This window comes from Erwinia sp. BNK-24-b (assembly GCF_047456155.1).
Lineage (GTDB): Bacteria > Pseudomonadota > Gammaproteobacteria > Enterobacterales > Enterobacteriaceae > Erwinia > Erwinia phyllosphaerae.
Genome location: NZ_CP179901.1, coordinates 2,079,816 through 2,100,757, shown reverse-complemented (window position 1 = coordinate 2,100,757; position 20,942 = coordinate 2,079,816). Strand labels below are relative to the sequence as shown.

The following is a 20,942-nucleotide window of genomic DNA, read 5'->3' as shown; positions in this document are numbered from 1 at the left end:
TACCCAACGCAAAACGGAATCGCCACTCTGTTATTCCTTTGTGTTCTCGCTGTGCTTACCAAAAAATGGGCGAACGTTGCCTCTGAGCGTAAGAAGCGCAATACAGATAAAAAGATTATTAACCACGCAGCTCCAGTCAATATGCCTGACCTCTCCGGTCAAAATGCGCATCACTATCGCGGCATTGCTAAGGATCAGCATATAGGTGACAACTGCAAAGAACCAGCTGTGAGCATAATTGAACTTTTTCCTTTCGAAAATAATTAACTTAATGGCTATTATGGTGCAGATTACTGCATTAACGCTCAGCAATATGCCATCCATCCGCGTCATTTATTTACTCCCCTGAAACGAGACAAAAATGCGATTCCCTCTTTTCCACTGGCGGCCAGCAGTATTCTGACTATCATCGCGGCCGAAAACACCGCGCCAACTCCGTTATGAACTTCACTCCCCGCTGGCAAGAGGGCTTTTATCAGTCCGGTGGCTTCAGGCGCGCAGATATAGCCGCTTACCAGCGCCACTGAACCCAGCAGCAAGCGCTTTAACCAGTGAAAATCGTTAGCCGATATAACAAACACCACGGCTCCGGCAATGGCTCCCGTAAGCGTTGTGCTGTCAAGGTGGCTTAATAAGCCATACAGCCCTATGCCAATATCTTCCGTGCCCAGGTTTGCTTGTGGCGCAGCACTATCCATAGTCACCTCTTGTTATATCCATTGGGAAGGACTCATTAATTTTATGCTTTTAAAACAGGGCAGCCAGATAAATTATCGTTATCCGCAATAAAACGAAAGGTATCATATTAAAGCATCCTGTTCTTAAAAATAATGGCTATCTTCTTAAGCAAAAGGATTAATATGCCTGAAAATTTATTTCGCAAGCAAATAAAAACCGGCACGGAGAAACCCGCTGCCGGTCGTCTGTTATTATTTTACTGGTTTTAATAAAACGCTTTCATTTTTTTACCACACGCAACAAAGCATTTACTCATAATTAACCCAGACGGCCCCGCCATCGGCGGAACGGACACAGTTCTCTACCCAGCGCACCCCTTCCAGTCCGGCATTAATATCCGGATAAATAAGCGTGGCCAGGCCTGCTTCGTCACCTCGGTTTTTAGCATCTATAGCCAGTGCGAACCTGAGATAAATATTGGACCAGGCATCCGTTAATCCTTCCGTATGAAGTGCCCCCAGGCGATCGTCCGTCAGCGCTGTTTCACTCAGGTAGGGCATGCCGTGATGGAGTAACTGCGCGGGCTGATTCTGCACCTCATATTTCAGTTCGTTCGGCTGATAGTCTGCCCATTGCAAGCTTGCCTTAGATCCTATCACGCGGATCTGCTGGGCATTCATACAGCCTGCATTAATCGACGACGTCCACATTCTGCCCACCGCGCCACCGTGGTAGTGCATCAGCACCATGGCGTTGTCTTCCAGTGGCGCGCGCGAAGGAATAAAGCTTTGCCGGTCACAGAGAAGCGACTTCAGTTTTAGCTCGGGTAAAACCAGCTGCGAAATATAAAAAGTATGGGTGGAGAGATCGCCCAGCACAAAGCTTGGCCCGGCAATTTGCGGATCGACACGCCACTTTTGCGCCTCAAACTTGTCCGCGTTGTCGCTGGCGCTGAAGCCGTGCGTATACTGCATTTCGACCATACGCACCTCGCCAATATCGCCGCTGGCAATCATCTGCCGCATCTGTAGCAGCATCTGATGACCTGAATAACCATAGGTTACGCCGACAATACGTCCCTTCTCTGCCGACAGCGCTTTAATTTCTTTCGCCTCCTGACTGCTAAAGAAAAGCGGCTTCTCGCAAATTACGTGCAGGCCAGCTTCCAGGGCCGCTTTGGTGATTTCATAATGCGTGCCGTTAGGCGTGGCGACTGTGACCACTTCGATTCCGTCGGCACGCTGCGCTTCATGCATAAAAAGCTGCTGGTAATTGTCATAGCAGCGCCCGGCTTCCACGCCAATGTTTACGCCAAAATCGCGACCGCGTTCAGCATCAATATCAAACGCGCCCGCCACCAGCTGAAAAGCCGTGTTATCGCGTAATGCACCGCTGCGATGCTTATAGCCCACCTGGCTTAGCCTGCCGCCGCCAACCATTGCCCAACGTAACGGGCGCGCGATTTTTCTCTCTCCATTTACCATAGCTACCTCGTGTTCAGTATTATCGGGGACCGGCATTGCAACCGGTTGCAAATTTTTTGGTAATAGCGTGAAGCTGAGGAGACTTTCAGAGAGATCTGCTCCTGCGTCAAATTGATCTAACGCTTTTTTACCCGCGAGATCACAACAATAATAATTTTTGCAACCGGTTGCATTACACGGAACATTTTATGCATTACACTCAGGGTTTTCCTGTTAGCGGTCACCAGCATGAACGAAAAATCACCCCCGCAGCCCTCATCCCGCAAGATTACCGCCAGCGACGTGGCCCAGCTGGCCGGCGTGTCTAAATGGACAGTTTCACGCGCCTTTACCGACGGCGCGTCAATCTCGGCACAGGCGCTGGCCCGCGTGCAGCAGGCGGCTAAGCAGCTAGGCTATCGCCCTAACCTGTTGGCCAGAGGGCTGGCCCGCCAAAATTCAGGGCTGATCGGCGTCATGGTAGACGAGATGCAAAATCCCAACCTGCTGACCTTGCTTGATGAGGCGACCAGCCTGCTTCAGCGCCAGGGCTATACGGCGCTGCTGCTCAATATCAGCACGCAAGGCTCGGAAGAAGCGATGCTGACCATGGCCGATCAGCTCCAGGTCGATGGCCTGTTGTTTTTAGGCACGCTGCTTAGCGACAGGCTGATAGCGCTGGCACGCGATATTCATCAAATCCCGCTGGTACAGCTTTGCCGCAATGACGACAATCCCTATATCCAGACGATCAACACCGATGGCTATCAGGCTGGCCGTCAAACGGCCATGCTTTTACATCAGCAGGGTTATCAAAAATTTGGCTATATGAAGGGCCCGGACACGGAATCGACGCAGCTCCTGCGCTACGAAGGCTACTGCGACCGCCTGCGTGAATCCGGCGTGCCGCAGCAGGATATTGTCTTACTCAAAGCCAATCACTATAACCGCGCCAGCGGCGAGCGTGCTTTCAGCGACTATCTCACACAAACTCCCCAGGTCCACTGGCTGGATGCGCTGTTTTGCGAAAACGATATTCTGGCTGTCGGCGCGCTGGACGCCCTGGCCGCACTGGCACCGGGACATCATCCGGGGATTGTCGGCTATGACGATATTGAACTTGCCGCCTCGCCTCGCTATCAGTTAACCACGCACGCCCAGCCGCTTCGCGCCATGCTGGAAGATGCGATCCATCGCCTGACTTCAGACGCAACAATCCAGCCCACAGAGCATCAGGATCTGCTGCGGCTCAGGCAGTCCCATTTGCGTCGCTAATCCCGGGCGCACATCACCATCAAACCTGGAGGAATTGCCATGTACGCAATAGCGAATGCACCTTGTAGCTGGGGAGTAGACGACCCGAACAATCCTTACCTGCCGCCGTGGGAGAAAGTTTTGCGCGAGGCGCGTCAGGCTGGCTATCACAGCATTGAACTGGGGCCGTGGCGCTATCTGCCGACCGATGCGGACATCCTGCGGCAGACGCTGGAAAGCCACGAACTGTCGCTGGTGGCGGGTACGCTATTCGACGATCTGGTATCGGAAGCCAATTTTCCCGCCATGGTAGCCATGACGCACGCTATTTGCGCTAACCTGCAAAAGGTGCCGGTTGCCGTGGCCGAAGGTGCAGTGCCGCCGCCCTATCTGGTGATTATCGATTTTGGCGACGCGGAACGCGCCCGCTGGGCAGGCCAGTCCGAGCGGGCAAAACGGCTGGATGAAACAGACTGGCAGCGCATGATTGGTCATATCCGTGAACTGAGCCGCATCGCCCGGCACGAATATGGCGTGCGGCCGGTGATCCATCCGCATGCCGGTGGATTTATCGAATTCGGCGACGAGATTGACCGGCTGGCGCAGGCTATTCCTGCCGAAGAAGCCGGTCTTTGTCTGGATACCGGCCATCTTTATTACGCCGGACTGGATCCGGTCAGCTGGCTACGACGTCATGCTGCACGCCTGGACTACCTGCACTTTAAAGATGTAAACAAAAGCGTTTATGACGCTGCAATTGCCGGAGATCTGGATTTTTTCAGCGCCTGCGCGGCAGGCGTGATGTGCCCATTGGGTACGGGCGCTATCGATTACCCGGCGATTAAAGCCCTGCTTGCCGAGCTGAACTGGCACGGCTGGATAACCATTGAGCAAGAGCGGGATCCGCGCGACGTGGCGGGAAGCCTGGCTGACGTTACCGCCAGCCTGCGTTATCTGCGCAGCGTGGGCTTTTAATCAAAGGGCGGCGGCCTGATATTCCGCGTTGAACATCTCGTTTTCTTCCGTCAGGCGGATGGCAGCCGTAATCATCTCATTCTGCATCAGCGAAGTTGCCCCTTCGCTGGTGCGCCAGTGGATATAGAGCACGCACAGCGCCGCAACCTGCAGCTTTTCGTTTTCTGCATCGCTGCCGTCAAAACCATACTCTTCGTCGCACCAGCGATAAACGTCAGCGACGAAAGGCATGGCGCCATCTTCACTTAGCGGAGGCAGACCGGTAAACAGCTCGACCATTTCCGGCGTGGCGATGTAGCTACTGCGCCCGACCGCATCGAGCTGCTTACCGCGCGCACGAGCGTTATTAGCCTGTTTAGCTTTGAGTTTGGCGCGCTTGTTGCGCTTGTCCTGCTTATTGCTCACCGGTTTCTCCTGGCGAAAAAAAAGAGCGCAATCATAGCAGGGAAGCGGCCAGCGAGCCGCTACATTTTGCCGAGAAACAGCGAAACCAGCCCGGCCGCAATCAGTGGCCCGACCGGCACGCCGCGAAACAGCGAAACGCCAATAATGGTGCCAATCAGCAAACCGCCGACGATAGTAGGTTGCGAACTCATCAGGCTGACGCCGCGGCCGCCTACCCAGGACACGAATATCCCTACCGCGATAGCCAGCAGCGATTTCCAGTTCATAAAAGAGTGCAGTAGCGTACTGGTTGGCAGCGCGCCGCTGGCGATGGGGGCCATAACGCCGATGGTCAGAATCACGATGCCAACGGTAACGCCCTGCTTTTCTATCCAGGGAAACAGCGTATTAAGCGGCGTCATGCGTACCACAATCAGCGCGAGCAGCGCCATGGCAACGGTAAGGTTGTGGCTGAAATAGCTGAGAGCCGCCAGAAACAGCAGAATAAACAACGTCAAATCGAACATAGTGTTTTCCTGTAAGGAAAAGGCTACATCTTAAAACGCTTTGCCGTTGCGGTCTGGTTTTTTTCTGTTTACGCGTTTAAAAAATTGCGTCGATAGCGGCCTGCAGGCTGGTTTGCGGGCCGGTCAGCACCGACAGCGTGGTATTGATATATTTTTCTGCGCCCGCCATAGAGCTTTGCGCCAGCACAATACAGCCCAGCGCGCACTCATGGCGCTGCTGGATATACCCGGCAATTTGCTGGTGATAACCGACAATATCGTTCTGGTTAAAACAGGCCCAGGCGCGCGGCACCAGCTCCACCGCCAGCCGACTGCCGGGAATAAAAGCCTCAAAGACGCGAGTGGTCATGGCCAGCGTTGAGTGTGCCGTACAGAGCACCAGCACCGCGCCCTGATAGTGGGAAGCCGCTTTGGCCAGCGCCGCATCCACGCGAATAACGGGTTTGCTGAACGCCTTTGTATCCAGCGCAGCCGCGCCCAACGTGGTGCAGGTAATGATAACGGCGTCAGCATGCTGCGCCATCTCGCCAATAATAGCGCGCACCGCAGCCGTCATCTCTTCGCTGACCTCGCCCGCCTCGATGACTTCGCTCAGCAGTTTATCTTCCACGCGATGCAGCAGCTGAATTTCATCAAAATCGAGCTGCTGAAGCGCATCCTCAAAGCGGGCTATATTACTTTCTGCCGCATGCAGACAGGCTATCGTTGCCATGTTGCGTTCTCCGGAAACAGATTTGCGATCACTGTGGCAAATTCTTCCTGATATTGCCAACTTTTTAACCCGGCGGCTTCAGCTTGCTCACCAAAAAAGTGCAATGCCTCACTATGAGGCAGGCTCGGGAAGAAACTATTGTTTCACCGCGTGCCGATTACCCGTTTCACGCCGCTCTCCGGTTATTTATTCCTGGTACAAAAGTTGCAGCACCAGTGATAAAGCTCAAGGAGAAACAGATGAAAGCGATAATCATTGGCGCAGGTATTGGTGGCATGTGTACGGCGATCGCGTTAAAGCGTTGCGGTATTGAAACCGAGGTTTTTGAGGCGGTTAAAGAGATAAAACCGGTTGGTGCCGCGATCTCCATCTGGCCTAACGGCGTAAAATGCCTTAACTATCTGGGGATGAAAGAGCCGCTGCGGGCGCTGGGCGGCCAGATGCGCTCGATGGCCTATTGCGATTTTCAGTCTGGCAGCGTGCTAACGCAGTTCAGCCTGCAACCGCTGGTAAACGAAGCCGGTGAGTATCCTTATCCCGTTGCGCGGGCCGAATTGCAGGCGATGCTGCTGGATGGCTATGGCCGGGCTGACGTGCAGTTTGGTAAGCGCGTTGCCAGCGTAGAGCAAGACGCTCACGGCGTAACGGCATACTTTACCGACGGCAGCGAGGCGCGAGGTGATTTACTGATTGCCTGTGACGGTACGCATTCGGCCATCCGTCCTTATGTGCTGGGTGAAAAGGTTGAGCGGCGCTATGCGGGCTATGTTAACTGGAACGGGCTGGTGACGATTGATGAAACCATTGCCCCTGCCAGCCAGTGGACAACCTTTGTGGGCGAAGGCAAACGCGTTTCGCTGATGCCGGTTGCCGGTAATCGGTTCTACTTCTTTTTTGACGTGCCGCTGCCTCCAGGGCTGGCGGAAGATCGCACGACTCTCCGCGCAGATTTACAGCGCTATTTCAGCGGCTGGGCCGCGCCGGTGCAAAAGCTTATCGAACAGATCGATCCGGAAACGACCAATCGAATTGAGATCCACGATATCGAACCTTTTGCTCAGCTGGTTAAAGGCCGCGTGGCGCTACTGGGCGATGCGGCGCACAGTACCACGCCGGATATCGGCCAGGGTGGCTGCGCGGCAATGGAGGATGCCGTAGTACTGGCGCACGCGCTGCAAACCAATTCGCTGGGTATCGAAGATGCCCTGTTACGCTACCAGCACAAGCGCGCTGAACGAGTGAAAGATCTGGTCTTAAAAGCGCGCAAACGCTGCGACGTGACGCACGGAAAAGAGATGGCGGTAACCCGCCAGTGGTATCAGGAGCTGAGCAGCGAGACCGGCGAACGCATCATCCACGGCATGCTGGATACCATTCAGGGCGGGCCGCTGGCGTAAGCGGCAAGCGCGATAGCCGTGGCGCTTGCCAGCACGTCCTGACGGGATTTTGCCGCTTTCTCGTGCTGCGTAAAATAGAGCGCTAAAACCAGCGGCGGTGCAGCCGGACGCCACAGCACGGCAATATCGTTGGTGGTGCCGTAATCGCCGCTGCCGGTTTTGTCGCCCGTGATCCAGTTCGCAGGCACGCTGGCGGCAATCGCTTTTTTACCCGTGGTGTTACCTTTTAGCCACCTTGTAAGCTGCTGGCGCTGTTCGGTTGCCAGCTCCAGAGCGTTCCCCGTCCGGTTTCCATCACTCAGCGCCAGCCGCGCCAGATTGTGCATCATCTGCAACGGCGTACTGGTATCGCGCGGGTCATTTGGTATCGCCGTGTTGAGTTCTGGTTCATTTCTGTCCAGCTGCGTGACGCTGTCACCTTTTTGCCGCAGAAAAGTCGTCAGTCCGGCCGGGCCATGCAGCTCTTTTAACAGCAGGTTCGCTGCCAGGTTATCGCTGTATTGCAAAGCGGCGGCGCAAAGTTCCGCCACCGTCATTCCCGTTGCGCGATGTTTAGCGGTCACCGGCATCCATGCCAGCTCCTCCGTCGCCTGCCAGCGCAGCCGCTTTTGCAGCAGTTCTGGCCGTATGGCGCACTTATGCAATACGGCTGCAACAGCCAGCACTTTAAAGGTGCTGCACAGGGGAAAACGCTCCTCACCGCGATACTGCAAAATCTTACCGTTTCCGCTATCCAGTAAAGCCAGCCCAAGGCGTCCGTTGGCTGTCTTTTCCAGCTGAGACAGCTGCTGGTGCAGGCTGGCCGTTTCTGCCCGCGCCGTAAAGGGCAACAGGCTGGTCGCCAGCGGCGAAAGCACGGCTGCTAACAGCAGCCGTCGACGTTGCAAAGAAACACTCATTCCTCTTTTAATCCCCGGTTGATCAGCATCGCTTCAATTTCCGGATCCCGGCCACGCCAGCGCGCGTACAGCGCTTTGAGATCTTCGCTGTTGCCACGTGAGAGAATTTTTTCACGGAAAATCTGGCCGTTTTCGCGCGTCAGGCCGCCATGCTCCTCAAACCATTCAAAGCCATCATCCGCCAGCATCTGCGTCCAGAGATAGGCGTAGTAGCCCGCGGCATAGCCGCCGCCCCAGATGTGCTGGAAGTAGCTTGAGCGGTAGCGCGGCGGAACGGCAGGCAGATTAACCTTTTCTGCCGCCAGCGCCTGCTGTTCAAAACTCGCCACGTCCTGCTCCGGCTGCTCGGCGGCAAGGCTGTGCCAGCGCATATCCAGCAGCGCCGCCGCCAGCAGCTCGGTCATGTCATAACCTTTATTAAATTTGTTGGCGTTAATGATTTTATCGTGCAGCTCGGTGGGCATTGGCTCGCCGCTCTGATAGTGACGGGCGAAGTTTTTGAACACCTGCGTATTGCTCGCCCAGTGTTCGTTAAACTGCGAAGGAAACTCTACAAAGTCGCGCGGTGTTGCGGTACCGGACAGGCTCGGATAACGCTGATCGGCGAACATGCCGTGCAGCGCGTGGCCGAATTCGTGGAACATGGTGATCACATCGTCCCAGGCGAGCAGGGCTGGCTGGCCCGCCACGGGCTTCGGAAAGTTACAAACATTATAGATAACGGGTTTGGTGCTGAGTAATGCTGACTGGTCGACGAAGTTACTCATCCAGGCGCCGCCTGCTTTGTTATCGCGCTTGAAGTAGTCGGTGTAAAACAGCGCCAGCGGTTCACCGTTGACGTCCGTTACTTCGTAGACGCGCACGTCAGGATGATAAACCGGGATATCGCTGCGGGCTTTAAAAGTGATGCCGTAAAGCTGCGTTGCGGCCCAGAAGACGCCGTTTTCCAGCACGTTGGTGATTTCAAAGTACGGCCTGATCTGGCCTTCATCCAGATCGTAACTGGCTTTACGCACCTGTTCAGCATAAAAGAGCCAGTCCCAGGGCTGAAGAGTAAAACCGCCCTGCTGCCGATCGATCACCGCCTGAATATCCGCCGCTTCACGACCGGCGCGTGCGGTGGCCGCCGGTACGATCTCGCGCATAAAGTCGAGCGCGGCCTGCGGCGTTTTCGCCATCTGGTCCTGAAGTTTCCATTCGGCATAGCTGGCAAAACCCAGCAGCTTAGCCTGACGTGCCCGAATGCTGGCCAGCTGCGCAATCAGCGTGCGCGTGTCGTTGGCATCGCCTTTTTGCGTGCGGTTCCAGGCGGCGTTAAACAGCGCCTCTCTGGTGTCGCGATTGCTGAGCGTTTGCAGATCGGGCTGCTGCGTGGTGTTTTGCAATACGATCAGCCACTGGTTTTGCAGCCCTTTTTCTTTGGCCGCTTCGGCCGCCGCCGCCAGCTCTGCATCACTCAGGCCCGCCAGCGCGGCCTGCTCTTCGACCACCAGTCCGCCCGCTTTGGTAGCGGCCAGCAGCTTGTTGGTGAACTGCGTGGTGAGCGTGGCGGCCTGCTGATTTAACACCTTCAGCTGCGCCTTTTGATCATCATTCAGGCTGGCGCCGGAAAGCTGAAATGCCTGCCAGGTCACCTCTACCAGCCGTAGCGATTCGCTGTCCAGCCCCAGACTTTCACGCTGTTGATAGACGCTGTCCAGACGTGCAAAAAGCTGCCCGTTAAGCCGGATATCATCCTCCAGCGCCCTCAGCTTTGGCGACATCTCCTCATCCAGCTGCTGTAATCCATCGCTGGTATTGGCTGAGGTCATACCGTTAAAAACGCTTTCAACGCGTTTTAACAGCTGTCCACACTGTTCCAGCGCCTGATAGCTGTTAGCAAAGGTGGGCGACTCCGGGTTGGTGGCAATGCGTTCCACTTCTTCCCGCTTTTGCCGTATACCTTCTTCCAGCGCGGGACGGTAATCCGCTTCGGTAATTTGATCAAAAGGGGGGGCCTGAAACGGCAGCGAACTGGGTTGGCTGAAGGGATTTTGCATAGCATTTCTCCTTAATGGATTCGGCACGAGCGCATCGTTAGCCGTTTTGTCTGAGCAAGGTAGTCAGCGTCTGCAGCTGGCGATCGGCAAGACCTTTTTTCACGATCAGATGTAAGGGTGTAGCACGTCTGACGCCATGCGTCATGGGAAGAATTTTCAGCGTTCCGTCAGCCAGATAAGATTTTATCCTCTCCTCCGGCAGCCAGCCGTAGCCGACCTGACTGACCACGGCTTCTATCGCCGTTTCAATAGTAGAGAACGTCCAGCACTCCGCAAACGCCGAGCTGGCGTCGTCGGCTCTGGCTTCACGTCCGGCGATGCAAATCAACGGATACGCGGCCAGCCTCTCCTCGCTTAGTGATTCTGCCTGCTGCTGAAGCGGATGGTCGCTGTGCGCTACGGCCACAAAATCGATATTCATTAACCATTCGCCCCGCCCCATAAGATCCTGACGGCGCGTCAGCACCATGACGTCTGCTTCAGCCGTATCGCTACTGGCGCTCTCCAGTACTTCGGTCAGCCGAACCTGAGTATGGGGATGCTGCTGCTGAAACTGCTTTAGCGCGGCAAACAGGCGCTCACGCGGGAAAATCGTATCGACCATCAGATCCAGCCGCGTGCGTACGCCATCTTTCAGTAAGGCAGCGTGCGCTTCCAGATGGTAAAAATCCTTCAGCAGCGGCCGTACCCGCGTCAGCATCTGCTCGCCCGCAGGCGTCAGGACAGTTTTACGCCCTTGCGGCTCCAGCAGCGCGACGCCAAGCCGCTCTTGCAGGAGAGCAAGATTGTAGCTTACCGAAGACTGGCTACGGCTGGTCGCCTCTCCTGCACGGGCGAAGCTACCCAGTTCAATAACCTTTGCCAGTAGCTCCCACTGCTCCAGCGTCGTTTTCAGCATGATTGATGTAATTTTTCGATAGGTTTCATCTAAAAGTAGCGCTTTTTATCGAAAAAGTTAACTGATAGCTTTAGAAAAAACAGGAGGAAATGATGACTTTTGATAAACACGATCTGAGCAATTTTGTCGGTAAACACCTGGTTTATACCTATGACAACGGCTGGAATTACGAAATTTATGTGAAGAACGAGCAGACGCTGGATTATCGTATTCACAGTGGGCTGGTGGGCAATCGATGGGTAAAAGATCAGCGGGCTTATATCGTTCGACTGGGCAAAGATATCTATAAAATTTCCTGGACCGAGCCGACCGGCACCGACGTTAGCCTTGCCGTTAACCTGGGCGATCGCCTGTTCCATGGCACCATCTTCTTCCCGCGCTGGGTAATCGATACCCCGCAGAAAACCGTCTGCTATCAGAATGACCATATTGCCGAGATGGAAAGCTATCGCGCCGCCGGCCCGGCTTATCCGACCGAGGTGATCGACGAATTTGCCACTATCACTTTTGTCCGCGACTGCGGCCGGGATAACGAGAGCGTCATTGCCTGCGCGGCAAGCGAGCTGCCGGACAACTTTCCTGATAATCTGAAATAAATCAGAGAGAGACGGATAAGCGCGAGGGGGTGTTGTGGAGACAAAGGATGAAGTCAGGCCGGAACTGGAATTCAGCTTTTCGGTGAAGGTGGTGGTGGAACAGCCGATTGTGGTCGAAAACAGTCGCGAAAGCGGCAAGCGACAGCTAATCCCCATCAACCAGGGCGTGGTCAGCGGCAGGCTGACGGGGGAAGTGATGCCCGGCGGTATCGACAGCCAGATTATCGAGCCGGATGGACTGTGTCGTCTGTCGGCTCGCTATGCGCTGCAAACCGATCAGGGCAAGGTCTATATAGAAAACAACGGTATTCGTCGCGTTCCGGAAGCCTTCAGGAAAGATCTGTTTGGCGAAAATATGCGTTTTTTCGATGCGATTGCGCCTCAGGAGCTCTATTTCCGCACCGTCCCGCAGTTTGAAATTTATGATGCGCGCCTGAACTGGCTAAAAGAGTCAATCTTTATCAGCACCGGCCAGCGCACGCAGCACGGCGTGACCCTTAATTTCTATCGCGTGACCTGAAATCCGGCCAGCCTACGCTGGCCGTTCCTGGCTGTAGCTGGCGATGATTTCTCCCGCCACCGCCACCGCAATTTCCGCAGGCAGTTTGCCTTTTACATCCGGCAGGCCAATCGGGCAACGCATGGTTGCCAGCTGCTGCGGGCTAAAGCCTTTGCCCGCCAGCCGATAGTCAAAGCGCTGTCGCTTGGTCTGCGAGCCGATAACGCCGAAGTAGTGATAGTCACCGCGCTTGAGAATCGCCTCGCACAGCGCCAGGTCGCGCGGATGATGATGGGTCATCACCACGTAGTAGCTCTGTGGCGGCATCAGCTTGACCTGGTCGCAGGGATCTTCCTGACAGCAAAGCGTGACGCCAGCCGGGACGCTGGAAAACTGCTCCTGGCGCTCGTCTACCCAAAAAACGTGACAGGGTAACGTTGCCAGCAGATTGACCAGCGCCTGCCCCACGTGGCCCGCGCCAAACACCGCAATTTGCGGCTGCGCCTGGATTAGCGGCTCAAACAGGACGGTGGTCATGCCGCCGCAGCACTGCCCCAGCCGCGCCCCCAGATTAAAATGCTCGCTGCGCGGCTCGCAGCTATGGGTTTTCAGCATCTCACGCGCAATGGCAATGCACTGATATTCCAGATGGCCGCCGCCGATGGTGAGAAAGCTTTTTTCCTCCGTCACCACCATTTTGCTGCCGCGATCGCGTGGTACCGAGCCTTTTTCTTCCAGCACGGTGAGCAGCACGCAAGGCTGGCGCTTTTCTCTCAGAGCCGCCAGCACCGTAATCCAGTCGTCAGGACTCATACGCTTTCCCTCAACTTCTCCACGCCCCAGAACACTCTTTCCGGCGTGGCTGGCGCGTCCAGCAGCGGATGCTGCTGATAGTCTTTGACGCTGGCAACCGCATCCTGTAGCGCGCACCACGCGGAAATCCCTAACATAAACGGCGGCTCGCCAACGGCTTTTGAGTGAAAAACCGTCTCTTTGGGATTTTTACGGTTTTCCACCAGCGTGACGCGCAGGTCCGCCGGTACGTCGCCAATCGCCGGGATTTTGTAGCTGGCGGGGCCATCGGTCATCAGGCGGCCCTGCGCGTTCCACACCAGCTCTTCGCAGGTCAGCCAGCCAACGCCCTGCACAAAACCGCCTTCCACCTGGCCGATATCAATGGCCGGGTTCAGCGATGCGCCAACATCGTGCAAGATATCGGCGCGCAGCAGGCGATACTCGCCGGTTAAGGTATCAATGATGACTTCTGAACAGGCCGCGCCAAAAGCGTAGTAATAAAACGGCGTGCCGCGCCCCGCTTCGCGATCGTAATGGATACCCGGCACTTTGTAATAACCGGTGGCCGACAGCGGGACCTGGTTAAGCCACGCCATTTGCGCCACGTCCGGAAAGGTGAAGTGCTTTTCGGCAACTTTAACGATGCCGTTGCTGAAGCTGACCTGCTCCGCCGGACAGTTGTGCAGGCGACAAAGCATTTCCGTTAGCCTGTCGCGCAGGATCTGCGCCGCGTTTTGCGCTGCCTTGCCGTTTAAATCGGCACCGCTTGAAGCCGCGGTCGGCGAGGTATTCGGCACTTTTCCGGTATCGGTAGCGGTGATCTGAATCTGATCCACGTCGATTTGCAGCACTTCCGCGACTACCTGAGCGACTTTGGTATTCAGCCCCTGGCCCATCTCCGTGCCGCCGTGATTGAGCTGCACGGTGCCGTCGGTATAGATCAGGATCAGCGCACCCGCCTGGTTAAGAAAGCTGGAAGTAAAAGAGATGCCGAATTTAACCGGCGTCAGCGCCAGGCCACGCTTCAGGAACGGGCTGCTGCGGTTAAAAGCAGTAATCGCTTCGCGCCGCGCCACATAATCCGCGCTTGCTTCCAGCTGTGCGGTCATTTCATCCAGCAGATTTCCCTCAACCTGCTGATGATAATGCGTAACGTTGCGGGTTTCTTTGCCGTAGTAGTTGCGTTTGCGCACCTCCAGCGGGTCGAGGTTCAGCTCGCGCGCGATGTGATCCATGATCTGCTCAATCGCCACCATTCCCTGCGGCCCACCAAAGCCACGATAGGCCGTATTAGATGCCGTGTTAGTACGGCAGCGATAGCCGACGATCAGCGCATCGCCCAGGTAGTAGGCGTTGTCGGCATGAAACATGGCTCGATCGACAATAGAACCGGAGAGATCCAGCGAGTAGCCGCAGTTTCCAGCCAGCTCGATTTTTACGCCGCTGAAACGCCCTTCTTTATCAACGCCCACGTCATAACGGATATAAAAAGGATGTCGCTTACCGGTAATCCGCATATCGTCACGGCGAGCCAGACGCATTTTTACCGGTCTGCCCGTCTGCTGCGCCGCGACCGCACATAAACAGGCTACGCCAGCCGCCTGCGTCTCTTTGCCGCCAAAGCCGCCGCCCATGCGCCGCATATCAATGGTGACTTTGTTCATGGTGAGACCCATCACCGAGGCCACCAGCTTCTGCACCTCCGTCGGGTTTTGCGTAGAAGAAAAGACCTGTAGCGAACGATCCTCACCGGGCACCACCAGCGCGATTTGCGTTTCCAGATAAAAGTGTTCCTGGCCGCCAATATGAAATTCGCCCTGCAGACGGCGATCGGCACGGGCCAGCGCGACCTGAACGTCTCCGCGCTGGTGAACGTGGGGCTGCTGCACAAAATGCTCTTTTTCCAGCGCCTCTTTGACGTCCAGCATTGGCGTCAGCAGTTCATATTCAATTACCGCCAACTCTGCCGCCTGCCGCGCGGCCTGCGGCGTTTCAGCCGCGACGGCCAGAATCACCTGTCCGGCATACTCAACGAGATCCTTTGCCATGAGCGGATCGCCCGGCTCGAGCGGGCCAATATCGCCTTCTCCCGGCACGCTTTGCCAGGTCAGTACGCTAACCACGCCGGGAACGCTGTAGCAAGGCTGCGTATCAATACTGATAATGCGGGCGTGCGCATGTTCGCTGAGCCGTGGACAAAGGTGCAGCATGCCCGGCAGCTCAAGCCTGTCATCAATGTAGAGCGCCTCGCCGGAAACATGTTTTGCCGCGCTTTCGTGCTTGTTGCTTTTGCCAACGCCGCTTTGAATGCCTTCGGCGTATTGCCTGGCGATCACCTCTTCCGCGACTACAGGACGATTACTGGACATAGGTTGCTACCTCCAACAGCGTGGATTTATCGGCAAGCGAAACGTAATAGCGGCGCAGCAAATTTTTGGCAACCTGCATGCGGTAGCCTGCGCTGGCGCGAAAATCGCTCAGCGGCGTAAAGTCCTGTTCCAGCGCGCGGCAGGCCAGCTCCAGTGAGGTGGTGGTCAGGGGCTGGCCAACCAGCTGCTGTTCACATCTGGTCGCTCTTTTAGGAATTGCCGCCATGCCGCCAAAAGCAATACGCGCCCTGGTAACGATGCCGTCGCTGTCCCGTTCCAGCATGAAAGCAGCAAAAATGGCCGAAATATCATCTTCCAGCCGTTTGGAAACTTTCCATGCCTGAAAATGTTGTGACGCTGTCACCTCAGGAATCACGATAGCGCGGATAAATTCGCCGGGCAGCAGCGCCGTTTTACGGTAGCCCAGGAAAAAGCTTTGCAGCGGCAGGCGACGAATCTTACTGCCCGACTGCAGCTCAAGCGCAGCATCTAACGCCAGCAGCATCGGCGGCGTATCACCGATTGGCGAACCGTTAGCAATATTGCCGCCCAGCGTGCCGCGATAGCGAATCTGTAAAGAAGCGAAGCGCTCCAGCATCTCCGCAAAGGCAGGTATATGGCGTTGCAGAATCTGATAGCAATGGTGGAGCGAAGCGCCCGCGCCCAGCGTTATCTCTTTATCACCAATGTGGCACGCTTTCAGTTCCGTTATCTGCTCCAGGGAAATAACCAGCGGCAGCGACTTGTAGTGCTGCGTAACCTGAAGCGCCAGATCGGTGCCGCCCGCCAGCAGCTTCGCCTGCGGATGTTCGGCCAGTAACGTTGCCAGCTGTTCAGACGTTTTTGGTAACAGGCAGCGCTTACCGTTGAGCGCTATCTCCTGTATTTCTTGATTTTGCAGCGCGTTTAAACGCTGAACCGTTTGCGCTTCATTTTGCGTAAAAGCATCCTGCTGCGGCTGCCGACAAGCCTGACGTGCCGCATCAACAATTGGCCGATAGCCTGTGCAGCGGCAGAGATTGCCCGCCAGCGCCTGCTCCGCCGTTTTTTGCTGCCAGCCATCACTGTTCTTTTGCAGCGTAAACAGCGACATAACAAAACCTGGCGTACAAAACCCGCACTGCGAAGCGTGGCAATCAACCATCGCCTGCTGTACGCCGTGCAGTTCACCGTTCTGCGGCAAATCTTCTACCGTAATCAACTGCTTGCCCTGCAGGCTGCTGACAAAGGTGATGCAGCTGTTGGCGGTTTCGTAGACCATCTTCCCGTCCTCAACACGTCCCAGCGTCACGGTGCAGGCCCCGCAATCGCCGGAGGCGCAGCCCTCTTTCGTGCCGCAGCGCCGTTTGTTCTGGCGCAAATAGTTCAGTACCGTAGTGTCGGGATCGAGCGAGGTTTCGCTAATCAACGTCTGGTTAAGCAAAAACTGAATCATGTGCTTTCTCCTCGTTATGCTGTTGCCAGACGCGTTTGCCGTTTACCCAGGTGCTGGCGATATTGCGATCGTCGCCCAGCGTCATTAATACAAAAAGCTTTTCCCAGATGTCACGGCTGTTGGCGCAGCGCATTTTTTGCAGTGCGGAAACAGCGGGATCGAGCACCACAAAATCGGCCTCTTTACCCGGATTGAAATTGCCGATCTGCTGATGCAGATCCAACGCCTGCGCGCCGCCCAGCGTGGCGTGATAAAAAGCTTCGCTGGCCGCCATTTTATAGTGCTGGAGCTGGCCGACCTTGTATGCCTCGCCCAGGGTTTGCAGCATGTTAAAAGTTGTTCCGGCCCCCACATCTGTTCCTATGCCCATCTTCACGTTTTTTTCCCAACAGTGGTTTAATTTGAACAGCCCGCTGCCTAAAAACAGATTGGAGGTCGGGCAAAACGCTACGGAAGAGTCGGTATCGTGCAGGCAGTCCCACTCCTCTTCTTCCAGATGAATGCAGTGGGCAAACAGGCTGCGCCGTCCGGTCAGCTGATAATGGTGATAAACATCCAGATAGCCGCTGCGCTCCGGGAAAAGCGCTTTTACCCAGGCGACCTCCTGCGGGTTCTCGCTCAGATGGGTATGCAGCCATGTATCGGGATACTCTTTTTTGAGCTGCTGAACTTTTTGCAGCAGCTCGGGAGAAGACGTTGGCGCAAAACGCGGCGTCAGCGCATAGCTGAGGCGGCCACGGTTATGCCAGCGTTCAATCAGCTCACGCGTTTGCTGATAGCTCTGTTCCGGCGTTTCGGTGAGATAATCCGGCGCGTGCCTGTCCATCATCACCTTGCCGGCAATCAGCCGCATGCCCAGCCCCTCTGCCGCGCTGAATAAGGCATCTACGGACTGGGGATGCACCGTTCCAAATACCAGCGCGGTTGTGGTGCCGTTGCTCAACAGCTGATGTAAAAAGAAGGCGGACATCTTTGCCGCATGCAGCGGGCAGTGATACTGACTTTCAACCGGGAAAGTATATTGCTGCAGCCATTCGAGCAGCTGTTCGCCGTACGCGCCTATCATTTCCGTTTGCGGGTAGTGAATGTGACAATCAACAAAGCCCGGAACGATAAGCTTACCGCGATAGTCGACTACCGCCGTTTCATCGCCCAGCTGGTGACGCCCCTCTTCCCAGGCCTGTAGCGAAACAATTTTTCCTTCGTTCAGCAGCAGTAATCCGTCTTCAATATAGCGAGCCCGTTCAGCCAGCTGCTGCGGATCGCTAACCGTCGCGGTAATATCAAAAAAGCTGCCGCGCACGGCACGGGTAAAGGTGGGTAACATAGCGCTTCCTTTTATCGACGGACGGCTGACAATTAATTATAGAAATAAATAGCAATTGTTATGCCAGGTCGGGAACATATAAATATTGCTTTATTTTCAATGAATTAAATAAAGAGCGCGCAAATACACGTTCATAAAGAGTCGCAATCGTATGCGCAAACGATTGCAAAAATTAGCAATCGTTTGCCTGCCATTTTTCAGCGCCTTTTTTACTTTTTACTTTCTGCCAGTCATTTCTGCCTGCACCCTTTTCAGGCAACCTTGCCGCAGGACGCGCCAACATTGTGCAGATTAAGTTATTAATCAGAATTAATCCGACTTATCAGCACGGCACCGAGATGTTATGGTGGTTTAAACCCAAAAAGCGTTGAGGAACAGTGAGATGATTGTATTTGTTACTGGAGCCACTGCCGGTTTCGGCGAAAGCATTACCCGTCGTTTTATTGCTGAAGGCCATAAGGTAATCGCTACCGGTCGCCGTGAAGAGCGTCTGAAAAAGCTGAAAGAAGAGCTGGGCGCTAACCTTTATACGTTGCAGCTTGACGTGCGCAACCGCGCCGCCATTGAAGAAGCGCTGGCGCAGCTGCCGACGGAATGGCGCAATATCGACGTGCTGGTTAACAATGCGGGACTGGCGTTAGGTATTGAACCGGCGCATAAAGCCAGCGTGGATGACTGGGATGCGATGATCGATACCAATAATAAAGGCCTGGTCTATATGACTCGCGCCGTACTGCCCGCCATGGTGGAACGCAATGTCGGCCATATTATTAACCTGGGTTCCATTGCCGGTCTGTGGCCTTATCAGGGCGGCAACGTTTATGGTGCTACCAAGGCTTTTGTACGCCAGTTCAGCCTGAACCTGCGCACGGATCTGCACGGCACGGCACTGCGCGTGACCGATATCGAGCCGGGCCTGGTAGGCGGAACAGAGTTTTCTAACGTTCGTTTTAAAGGCGATGATGCTAAAGCAGACAGCGTATATGACGGCACCGAGCCGTTAACCGCCGAAGACGTTACCGAAGCGGTCTGGTGGGTTGCTACGCTGCCGAAACACGTAAACATCAATACGCTGGAGATGATGCCGGTTGCCCAGACGGTAGCCGGACTGAAAGTGCACAAGGCGTAAGACTACGCTTTTTTGCAGGTTACAAGCTGATGGTGAAGGGTTGCCATCAGCTTTAAATTCCAGAATGTTGTAGTTAGCTGTTTTAATGCTGCCCCGCTCCAGCCGCTGCCTGCGTCACCTCTAAATTTTTTTAAAATCAATACTTGCTTAAGTGATATAAGAACATATCAATGTGAGAATTTTGGGAACTGTGCGCCTGATGTCCAGGGCAGGATAGTTAATTTATTGATTTCAGGTAACAATTCATGCGAAAGCTTTTTATTCAGTTTTATCTGCTGCTGTTCGTTTGCTTTCTGGTGATGGCGATGCTGGTTGGGCTGGTCTATAAATTCACCGCCGAACGCGCTGGTCGTGAGTCAATGGATGACCTGATGAAAAGCTCGCTTTATTTAATGCGCAGCGAACTACGTGAAATTCCTCCGCGCGACTGGGATAAGACCATCGATAACCTGGATCTTAATCTCTCTTTTAAGCTGCATATAGAGCCGATGAGCAAGTATCAGCTCGACCCCGCCACTATGCGCCGTTTACGCGCTGGTGGTATTGTCGCGCTGGACGACGAATACACCTTTTTACAGCATATTCCGCGCAGTCACTATGTGCTGGCCGTCGGGCCTATCCCCTACCTCTTTTTTCTGCATGAAATGCGCATTCTGGATATCGTGCTGCTGGCTTTTATCGGTATATCGCTGGCGCTGCCGGTGTTTATCTGGATGCGGCCCCACTGGAAAGAGATGCTGCGGCTGGAGTCGGCCGCGCAGCGTTTTGGTCAGGGGCATCTGGACGAGCGTATTCACTTTGACAGCGCCTCCAGCCTGTTTCGGCTTGGCGTTGCCTTTAACCAGATGGCCGATAACATCAATACGCTGGTCGTCAGCAAAAAACAGCTGATTGACGGCATCGCGCACGAGCTGAGAACGCCGCTGGTGCGTCTGCGCTACCGGCTGGAGATGAGCGACAACCTTACCGACAGCGAAGCCGCCGCGCTGAACCGGGACATTGGTCAGCTGGAGTCGCTGATTGAAGAGCTACTGACCTATGCCCGCCTGGACAGGCCGAAAGTCGACCTGAACCTGCAGTCGCTGGATCTGGCCGCGTGGCTGAGCGAAAGGCTGGATGATATCCGCTCGGTGCATCCTGACTTTACCGTCGAGCTGGATACGCCACAACGGCAAAACATGGGCGTGGCGGATACCCGACTGATGGAGCGCGTGCTGGATAATCTGGTGAATAATGCGCTGCGCTATGCCGACCGGCGCCTGCGTGTTGGACTCTGGTTTGATGGCAATACGGCCTGCCTACAGGTTGAAGACGACGGCCCCGGCATTCCGCAAGCCGAGCGCGAGCGCGTATTTGAGCCTTTTGTCCGTCTGGATCCCAGCCGCGATCGCGCAACCGGCGGCTGCGGGCTTGGGCTGGCAATTGTTCATTCCGTGGCGCAGGCCTTTGGCGGCTATGTACTGATTGATACCAGCCCGCTGGGCGGCGCCAGCGTTCGCTTTTGCTGGCCGGTTGATTTACCCTTATCTTCTCCCCGCGCTGCCTGACGGCGCCACGACAACGTAA

20 protein-coding genes are annotated in these 20,942 nt (G+C 55.3%); 7 read left to right on the top strand and 13 right to left on the bottom strand.

The window, feature by feature from the left end; genetic code table 11:
* Nucleotides 1-30 precede the first annotated feature (30 nt).
* The 3 genes from ACMGGR_RS09410 to ACMGGR_RS09400 all read right to left on the bottom strand — a co-directional run bounded on the left by ACMGGR_RS09410 (nt 31) and on the right by ACMGGR_RS09400 (nt 2,162).
* Nucleotides 31-333 carry a phage holin family protein gene (locus ACMGGR_RS09410; protein ID WP_414148731.1) on the bottom strand — a complete coding sequence of 101 codons (303 nt, stop codon included), beginning with the start codon at nt 331-333 and terminating at the stop codon, nt 31-33.
* On the bottom strand, nt 330-698 hold the full coding sequence (locus ACMGGR_RS09405; protein WP_414148730.1) for a putative holin: 369 nt from the start codon (nt 696-698) through the stop codon (nt 330-332). The genes ACMGGR_RS09410 and ACMGGR_RS09405 overlap by 4 nt, the downstream gene beginning before the upstream one ends.
* A 288-nt stretch (nt 699-986) precedes the next feature.
* Nucleotides 987-2,162, bottom strand: coding sequence for a Gfo/Idh/MocA family protein (locus tag ACMGGR_RS09400; protein ID WP_414148729.1), 1,176 nt, complete (start codon nt 2,160-2,162; stop codon nt 987-989).
* Between the two features lie 228 nt (nt 2,163-2,390).
* Here ACMGGR_RS09400 and ACMGGR_RS09395 point away from each other — a divergent pair, with 228 nt between their 5' ends.
* Both ACMGGR_RS09395 and ACMGGR_RS09390 read left to right on the top strand, forming a co-directional pair.
* A complete protein-coding gene (locus ACMGGR_RS09395; protein ID WP_414148728.1) occupies nt 2,391-3,416 on the top strand; it encodes a LacI family DNA-binding transcriptional regulator in 1,026 nt (341 codons plus the stop codon).
* A gap of 39 nt (nt 3,417-3,455) precedes the next feature.
* Entirely contained in the window at nt 3,456-4,370 is a 915-nt protein-coding gene (locus ACMGGR_RS09390; protein WP_414148727.1) for a TIM barrel protein, read from the top strand.
* Here the strand turns inward: ACMGGR_RS09390 and ACMGGR_RS09385 are convergent, their stop codons facing one another.
* From ACMGGR_RS09385 to ACMGGR_RS09375, 3 genes are all read right to left on the bottom strand, one after another.
* The gene (locus ACMGGR_RS09385; RefSeq protein ID WP_414148726.1) at nt 4,371-4,775 is read right to left on the bottom strand and encodes a hypothetical protein; all 405 of its coding nucleotides are present in this window, start codon (nt 4,773-4,775) and stop codon (nt 4,371-4,373) included.
* A gap of 59 nt (nt 4,776-4,834) precedes the next feature.
* Complete coding sequence (locus ACMGGR_RS09380; RefSeq protein ID WP_414148725.1) at nt 4,835-5,281, bottom strand: DUF441 domain-containing protein; 447 nt, start codon at nt 5,279-5,281, stop codon at nt 4,835-4,837.
* A gap of 76 nt (nt 5,282-5,357) precedes the next feature.
* Nucleotides 5,358-5,993, bottom strand: coding sequence for a hypothetical protein (locus ACMGGR_RS09375; protein WP_414148724.1), 636 nt, complete (start codon nt 5,991-5,993; stop codon nt 5,358-5,360).
* 239 nt (nt 5,994-6,232) lie between these two features.
* Here ACMGGR_RS09375 and hpxO point away from each other — a divergent pair, with 239 nt between their 5' ends.
* Nucleotides 6,233-7,390 (top strand): FAD-dependent urate hydroxylase HpxO, encoded by a 1,158-nt coding sequence (gene hpxO, locus ACMGGR_RS09370; protein ID WP_414148723.1) that lies wholly within the window; start codon nt 6,233-6,235, stop codon nt 7,388-7,390.
* Here the strand turns inward: hpxO and bla are convergent.
* The 3 genes from bla to ACMGGR_RS09355 are packed head-to-tail and all read right to left on the bottom strand — an operon-like array spanning nt 7,369 to nt 11,226.
* Nucleotides 7,369-8,289 carry a class A beta-lactamase gene (gene bla, locus ACMGGR_RS09365; protein ID WP_414148722.1) on the bottom strand — a complete coding sequence of 307 codons (921 nt, stop codon included), beginning with the start codon at nt 8,287-8,289 and terminating at the stop codon, nt 7,369-7,371. The genes hpxO and bla overlap by 22 nt on opposite strands.
* Complete coding sequence (gene dcp, locus ACMGGR_RS09360) at nt 8,286-10,328, bottom strand: peptidyl-dipeptidase Dcp (protein WP_414148721.1); 2,043 nt, start codon at nt 10,326-10,328, stop codon at nt 8,286-8,288. Before dcp ends, bla begins: the two co-directional genes overlap by 4 nt.
* Before the next feature lie 37 nt (nt 10,329-10,365).
* Entirely contained in the window at nt 10,366-11,226 is an 861-nt protein-coding gene (locus ACMGGR_RS09355; protein ID WP_414148720.1) for a LysR family transcriptional regulator, read from the bottom strand.
* Nucleotides 11,227-11,315: 89 nt separating this feature from the next.
* Between ACMGGR_RS09355 and ACMGGR_RS09350 the strand changes: the two genes are divergently transcribed.
* Together ACMGGR_RS09350 and ACMGGR_RS09345 are read left to right on the top strand one after the other, a co-directional pair.
* On the top strand, nt 11,316-11,822 hold the full coding sequence (locus tag ACMGGR_RS09350; protein ID WP_246759584.1) for a phenolic acid decarboxylase: 507 nt from the start codon (nt 11,316-11,318) through the stop codon (nt 11,820-11,822).
* 34 nt (nt 11,823-11,856) lie between these two features.
* A complete protein-coding gene (locus ACMGGR_RS09345; RefSeq protein WP_246759585.1) occupies nt 11,857-12,342 on the top strand; it encodes a DUF3237 family protein in 486 nt (161 codons plus the stop codon).
* A gap of 12 nt (nt 12,343-12,354) precedes the next feature.
* Here the strand turns inward: ACMGGR_RS09345 and xdhC are convergent, their stop codons facing one another.
* From xdhC to guaD, 4 genes are read right to left on the bottom strand one after another with little or no spacing between them, the layout of a single operon-like run.
* Nucleotides 12,355-13,134: a xanthine dehydrogenase accessory protein XdhC gene (xdhC, locus tag ACMGGR_RS09340; RefSeq protein WP_246759586.1), complete on the bottom strand. Its 780-nt coding sequence runs from the start codon at nt 13,132-13,134 to the stop codon at nt 12,355-12,357.
* The gene (gene xdhB / locus ACMGGR_RS09335; RefSeq protein ID WP_414148719.1) at nt 13,131-15,485 is read right to left on the bottom strand and encodes a xanthine dehydrogenase molybdopterin binding subunit; all 2,355 of its coding nucleotides are present in this window, start codon (nt 15,483-15,485) and stop codon (nt 13,131-13,133) included. The genes xdhC and xdhB overlap by 4 nt, the downstream gene beginning before the upstream one ends.
* Nucleotides 15,475-16,920, bottom strand: coding sequence for a xanthine dehydrogenase small subunit (gene xdhA, locus ACMGGR_RS09330; RefSeq protein ID WP_414148718.1), 1,446 nt, complete (start codon nt 16,918-16,920; stop codon nt 15,475-15,477). Before xdhA ends, xdhB begins: the two co-directional genes overlap by 11 nt.
* Nucleotides 16,901-18,247 carry a guanine deaminase gene (guaD, locus tag ACMGGR_RS09325; protein WP_414148717.1) on the bottom strand — a complete coding sequence of 449 codons (1,347 nt, stop codon included), beginning with the start codon at nt 18,245-18,247 and terminating at the stop codon, nt 16,901-16,903. Before guaD ends, xdhA begins: the two co-directional genes overlap by 20 nt.
* 382 nt (nt 18,248-18,629) lie before the next feature.
* On the opposite strand from guaD, the gene ydfG reads away from it, so the two are divergent.
* A complete protein-coding gene (ydfG, locus tag ACMGGR_RS09320) occupies nt 18,630-19,376 on the top strand; it encodes a bifunctional NADP-dependent 3-hydroxy acid dehydrogenase/3-hydroxypropionate dehydrogenase YdfG (RefSeq protein WP_246759590.1) in 747 nt (248 codons plus the stop codon).
* A gap of 245 nt (nt 19,377-19,621) precedes the next feature.
* The gene (gene rstB, locus ACMGGR_RS09315; protein ID WP_246759591.1) at nt 19,622-20,923 is read left to right on the top strand and encodes a two-component system sensor histidine kinase RstB; all 1,302 of its coding nucleotides are present in this window, start codon (nt 19,622-19,624) and stop codon (nt 20,921-20,923) included.
* Nucleotides 20,924-20,942: the final 19 nt, after the last annotated feature.

Excerpts from the sequence above, each read along its gene's own strand:
- ACMGGR_RS09350 (WP_246759584.1), top strand. The coding sequence starts at position 11,316 with ATGATGACTTTTGATAAACACGATCTGAGCAATTTTGTCGGTAAACAC.
- ydfG (WP_246759590.1), top strand. The coding sequence starts at position 18,630 with ATGATTGTATTTGTTACTGGAGCCACTGCCGGTTTCGGCGAAAGCATT.
- ACMGGR_RS09405 (WP_414148730.1), bottom strand. The coding sequence starts at position 698 with ATGGATAGTGCTGCGCCACAAGCAAACCTGGGCACGGAAGATATTGGC.
- ACMGGR_RS09355 (WP_414148720.1), bottom strand. The coding sequence starts at position 11,226 with ATGCTGAAAACGACGCTGGAGCAGTGGGAGCTACTGGCAAAGGTTATT.
- ACMGGR_RS09410 (WP_414148731.1), bottom strand. The coding sequence starts at position 333 with ATGACGCGGATGGATGGCATATTGCTGAGCGTTAATGCAGTAATCTGC.
- ACMGGR_RS09380 (WP_414148725.1), bottom strand. The coding sequence starts at position 5,281 with ATGTTCGATTTGACGTTGTTTATTCTGCTGTTTCTGGCGGCTCTCAGC.
- dcp (WP_414148721.1), bottom strand. The coding sequence starts at position 10,328 with ATGCAAAATCCCTTCAGCCAACCCAGTTCGCTGCCGTTTCAGGCCCCC.
- ACMGGR_RS09400 (WP_414148729.1), bottom strand. The coding sequence starts at position 2,162 with ATGGTAAATGGAGAGAGAAAAATCGCGCGCCCGTTACGTTGGGCAATG.
- hpxO (WP_414148723.1), top strand. The coding sequence starts at position 6,233 with ATGAAAGCGATAATCATTGGCGCAGGTATTGGTGGCATGTGTACGGCG.
- xdhA (WP_414148718.1), bottom strand. The coding sequence starts at position 16,920 with ATGATTCAGTTTTTGCTTAACCAGACGTTGATTAGCGAAACCTCGCTC.
- bla (WP_414148722.1), bottom strand. The coding sequence starts at position 8,289 with ATGAGTGTTTCTTTGCAACGTCGACGGCTGCTGTTAGCAGCCGTGCTT.
- rstB (WP_246759591.1), top strand. The coding sequence starts at position 19,622 with ATGCGAAAGCTTTTTATTCAGTTTTATCTGCTGCTGTTCGTTTGCTTT.
- ACMGGR_RS09390 (WP_414148727.1), top strand. The coding sequence starts at position 3,456 with ATGTACGCAATAGCGAATGCACCTTGTAGCTGGGGAGTAGACGACCCG.
- ACMGGR_RS09375 (WP_414148724.1), bottom strand. The coding sequence starts at position 5,993 with ATGGCAACGATAGCCTGTCTGCATGCGGCAGAAAGTAATATAGCCCGC.
- xdhC (WP_246759586.1), bottom strand. The coding sequence starts at position 13,134 with ATGAGTCCTGACGACTGGATTACGGTGCTGGCGGCTCTGAGAGAAAAG.
- ACMGGR_RS09395 (WP_414148728.1), top strand. The coding sequence starts at position 2,391 with ATGAACGAAAAATCACCCCCGCAGCCCTCATCCCGCAAGATTACCGCC.
- guaD (WP_414148717.1), bottom strand. The coding sequence starts at position 18,247 with ATGTTACCCACCTTTACCCGTGCCGTGCGCGGCAGCTTTTTTGATATT.
- xdhB (WP_414148719.1), bottom strand. The coding sequence starts at position 15,485 with ATGTCCAGTAATCGTCCTGTAGTCGCGGAAGAGGTGATCGCCAGGCAA.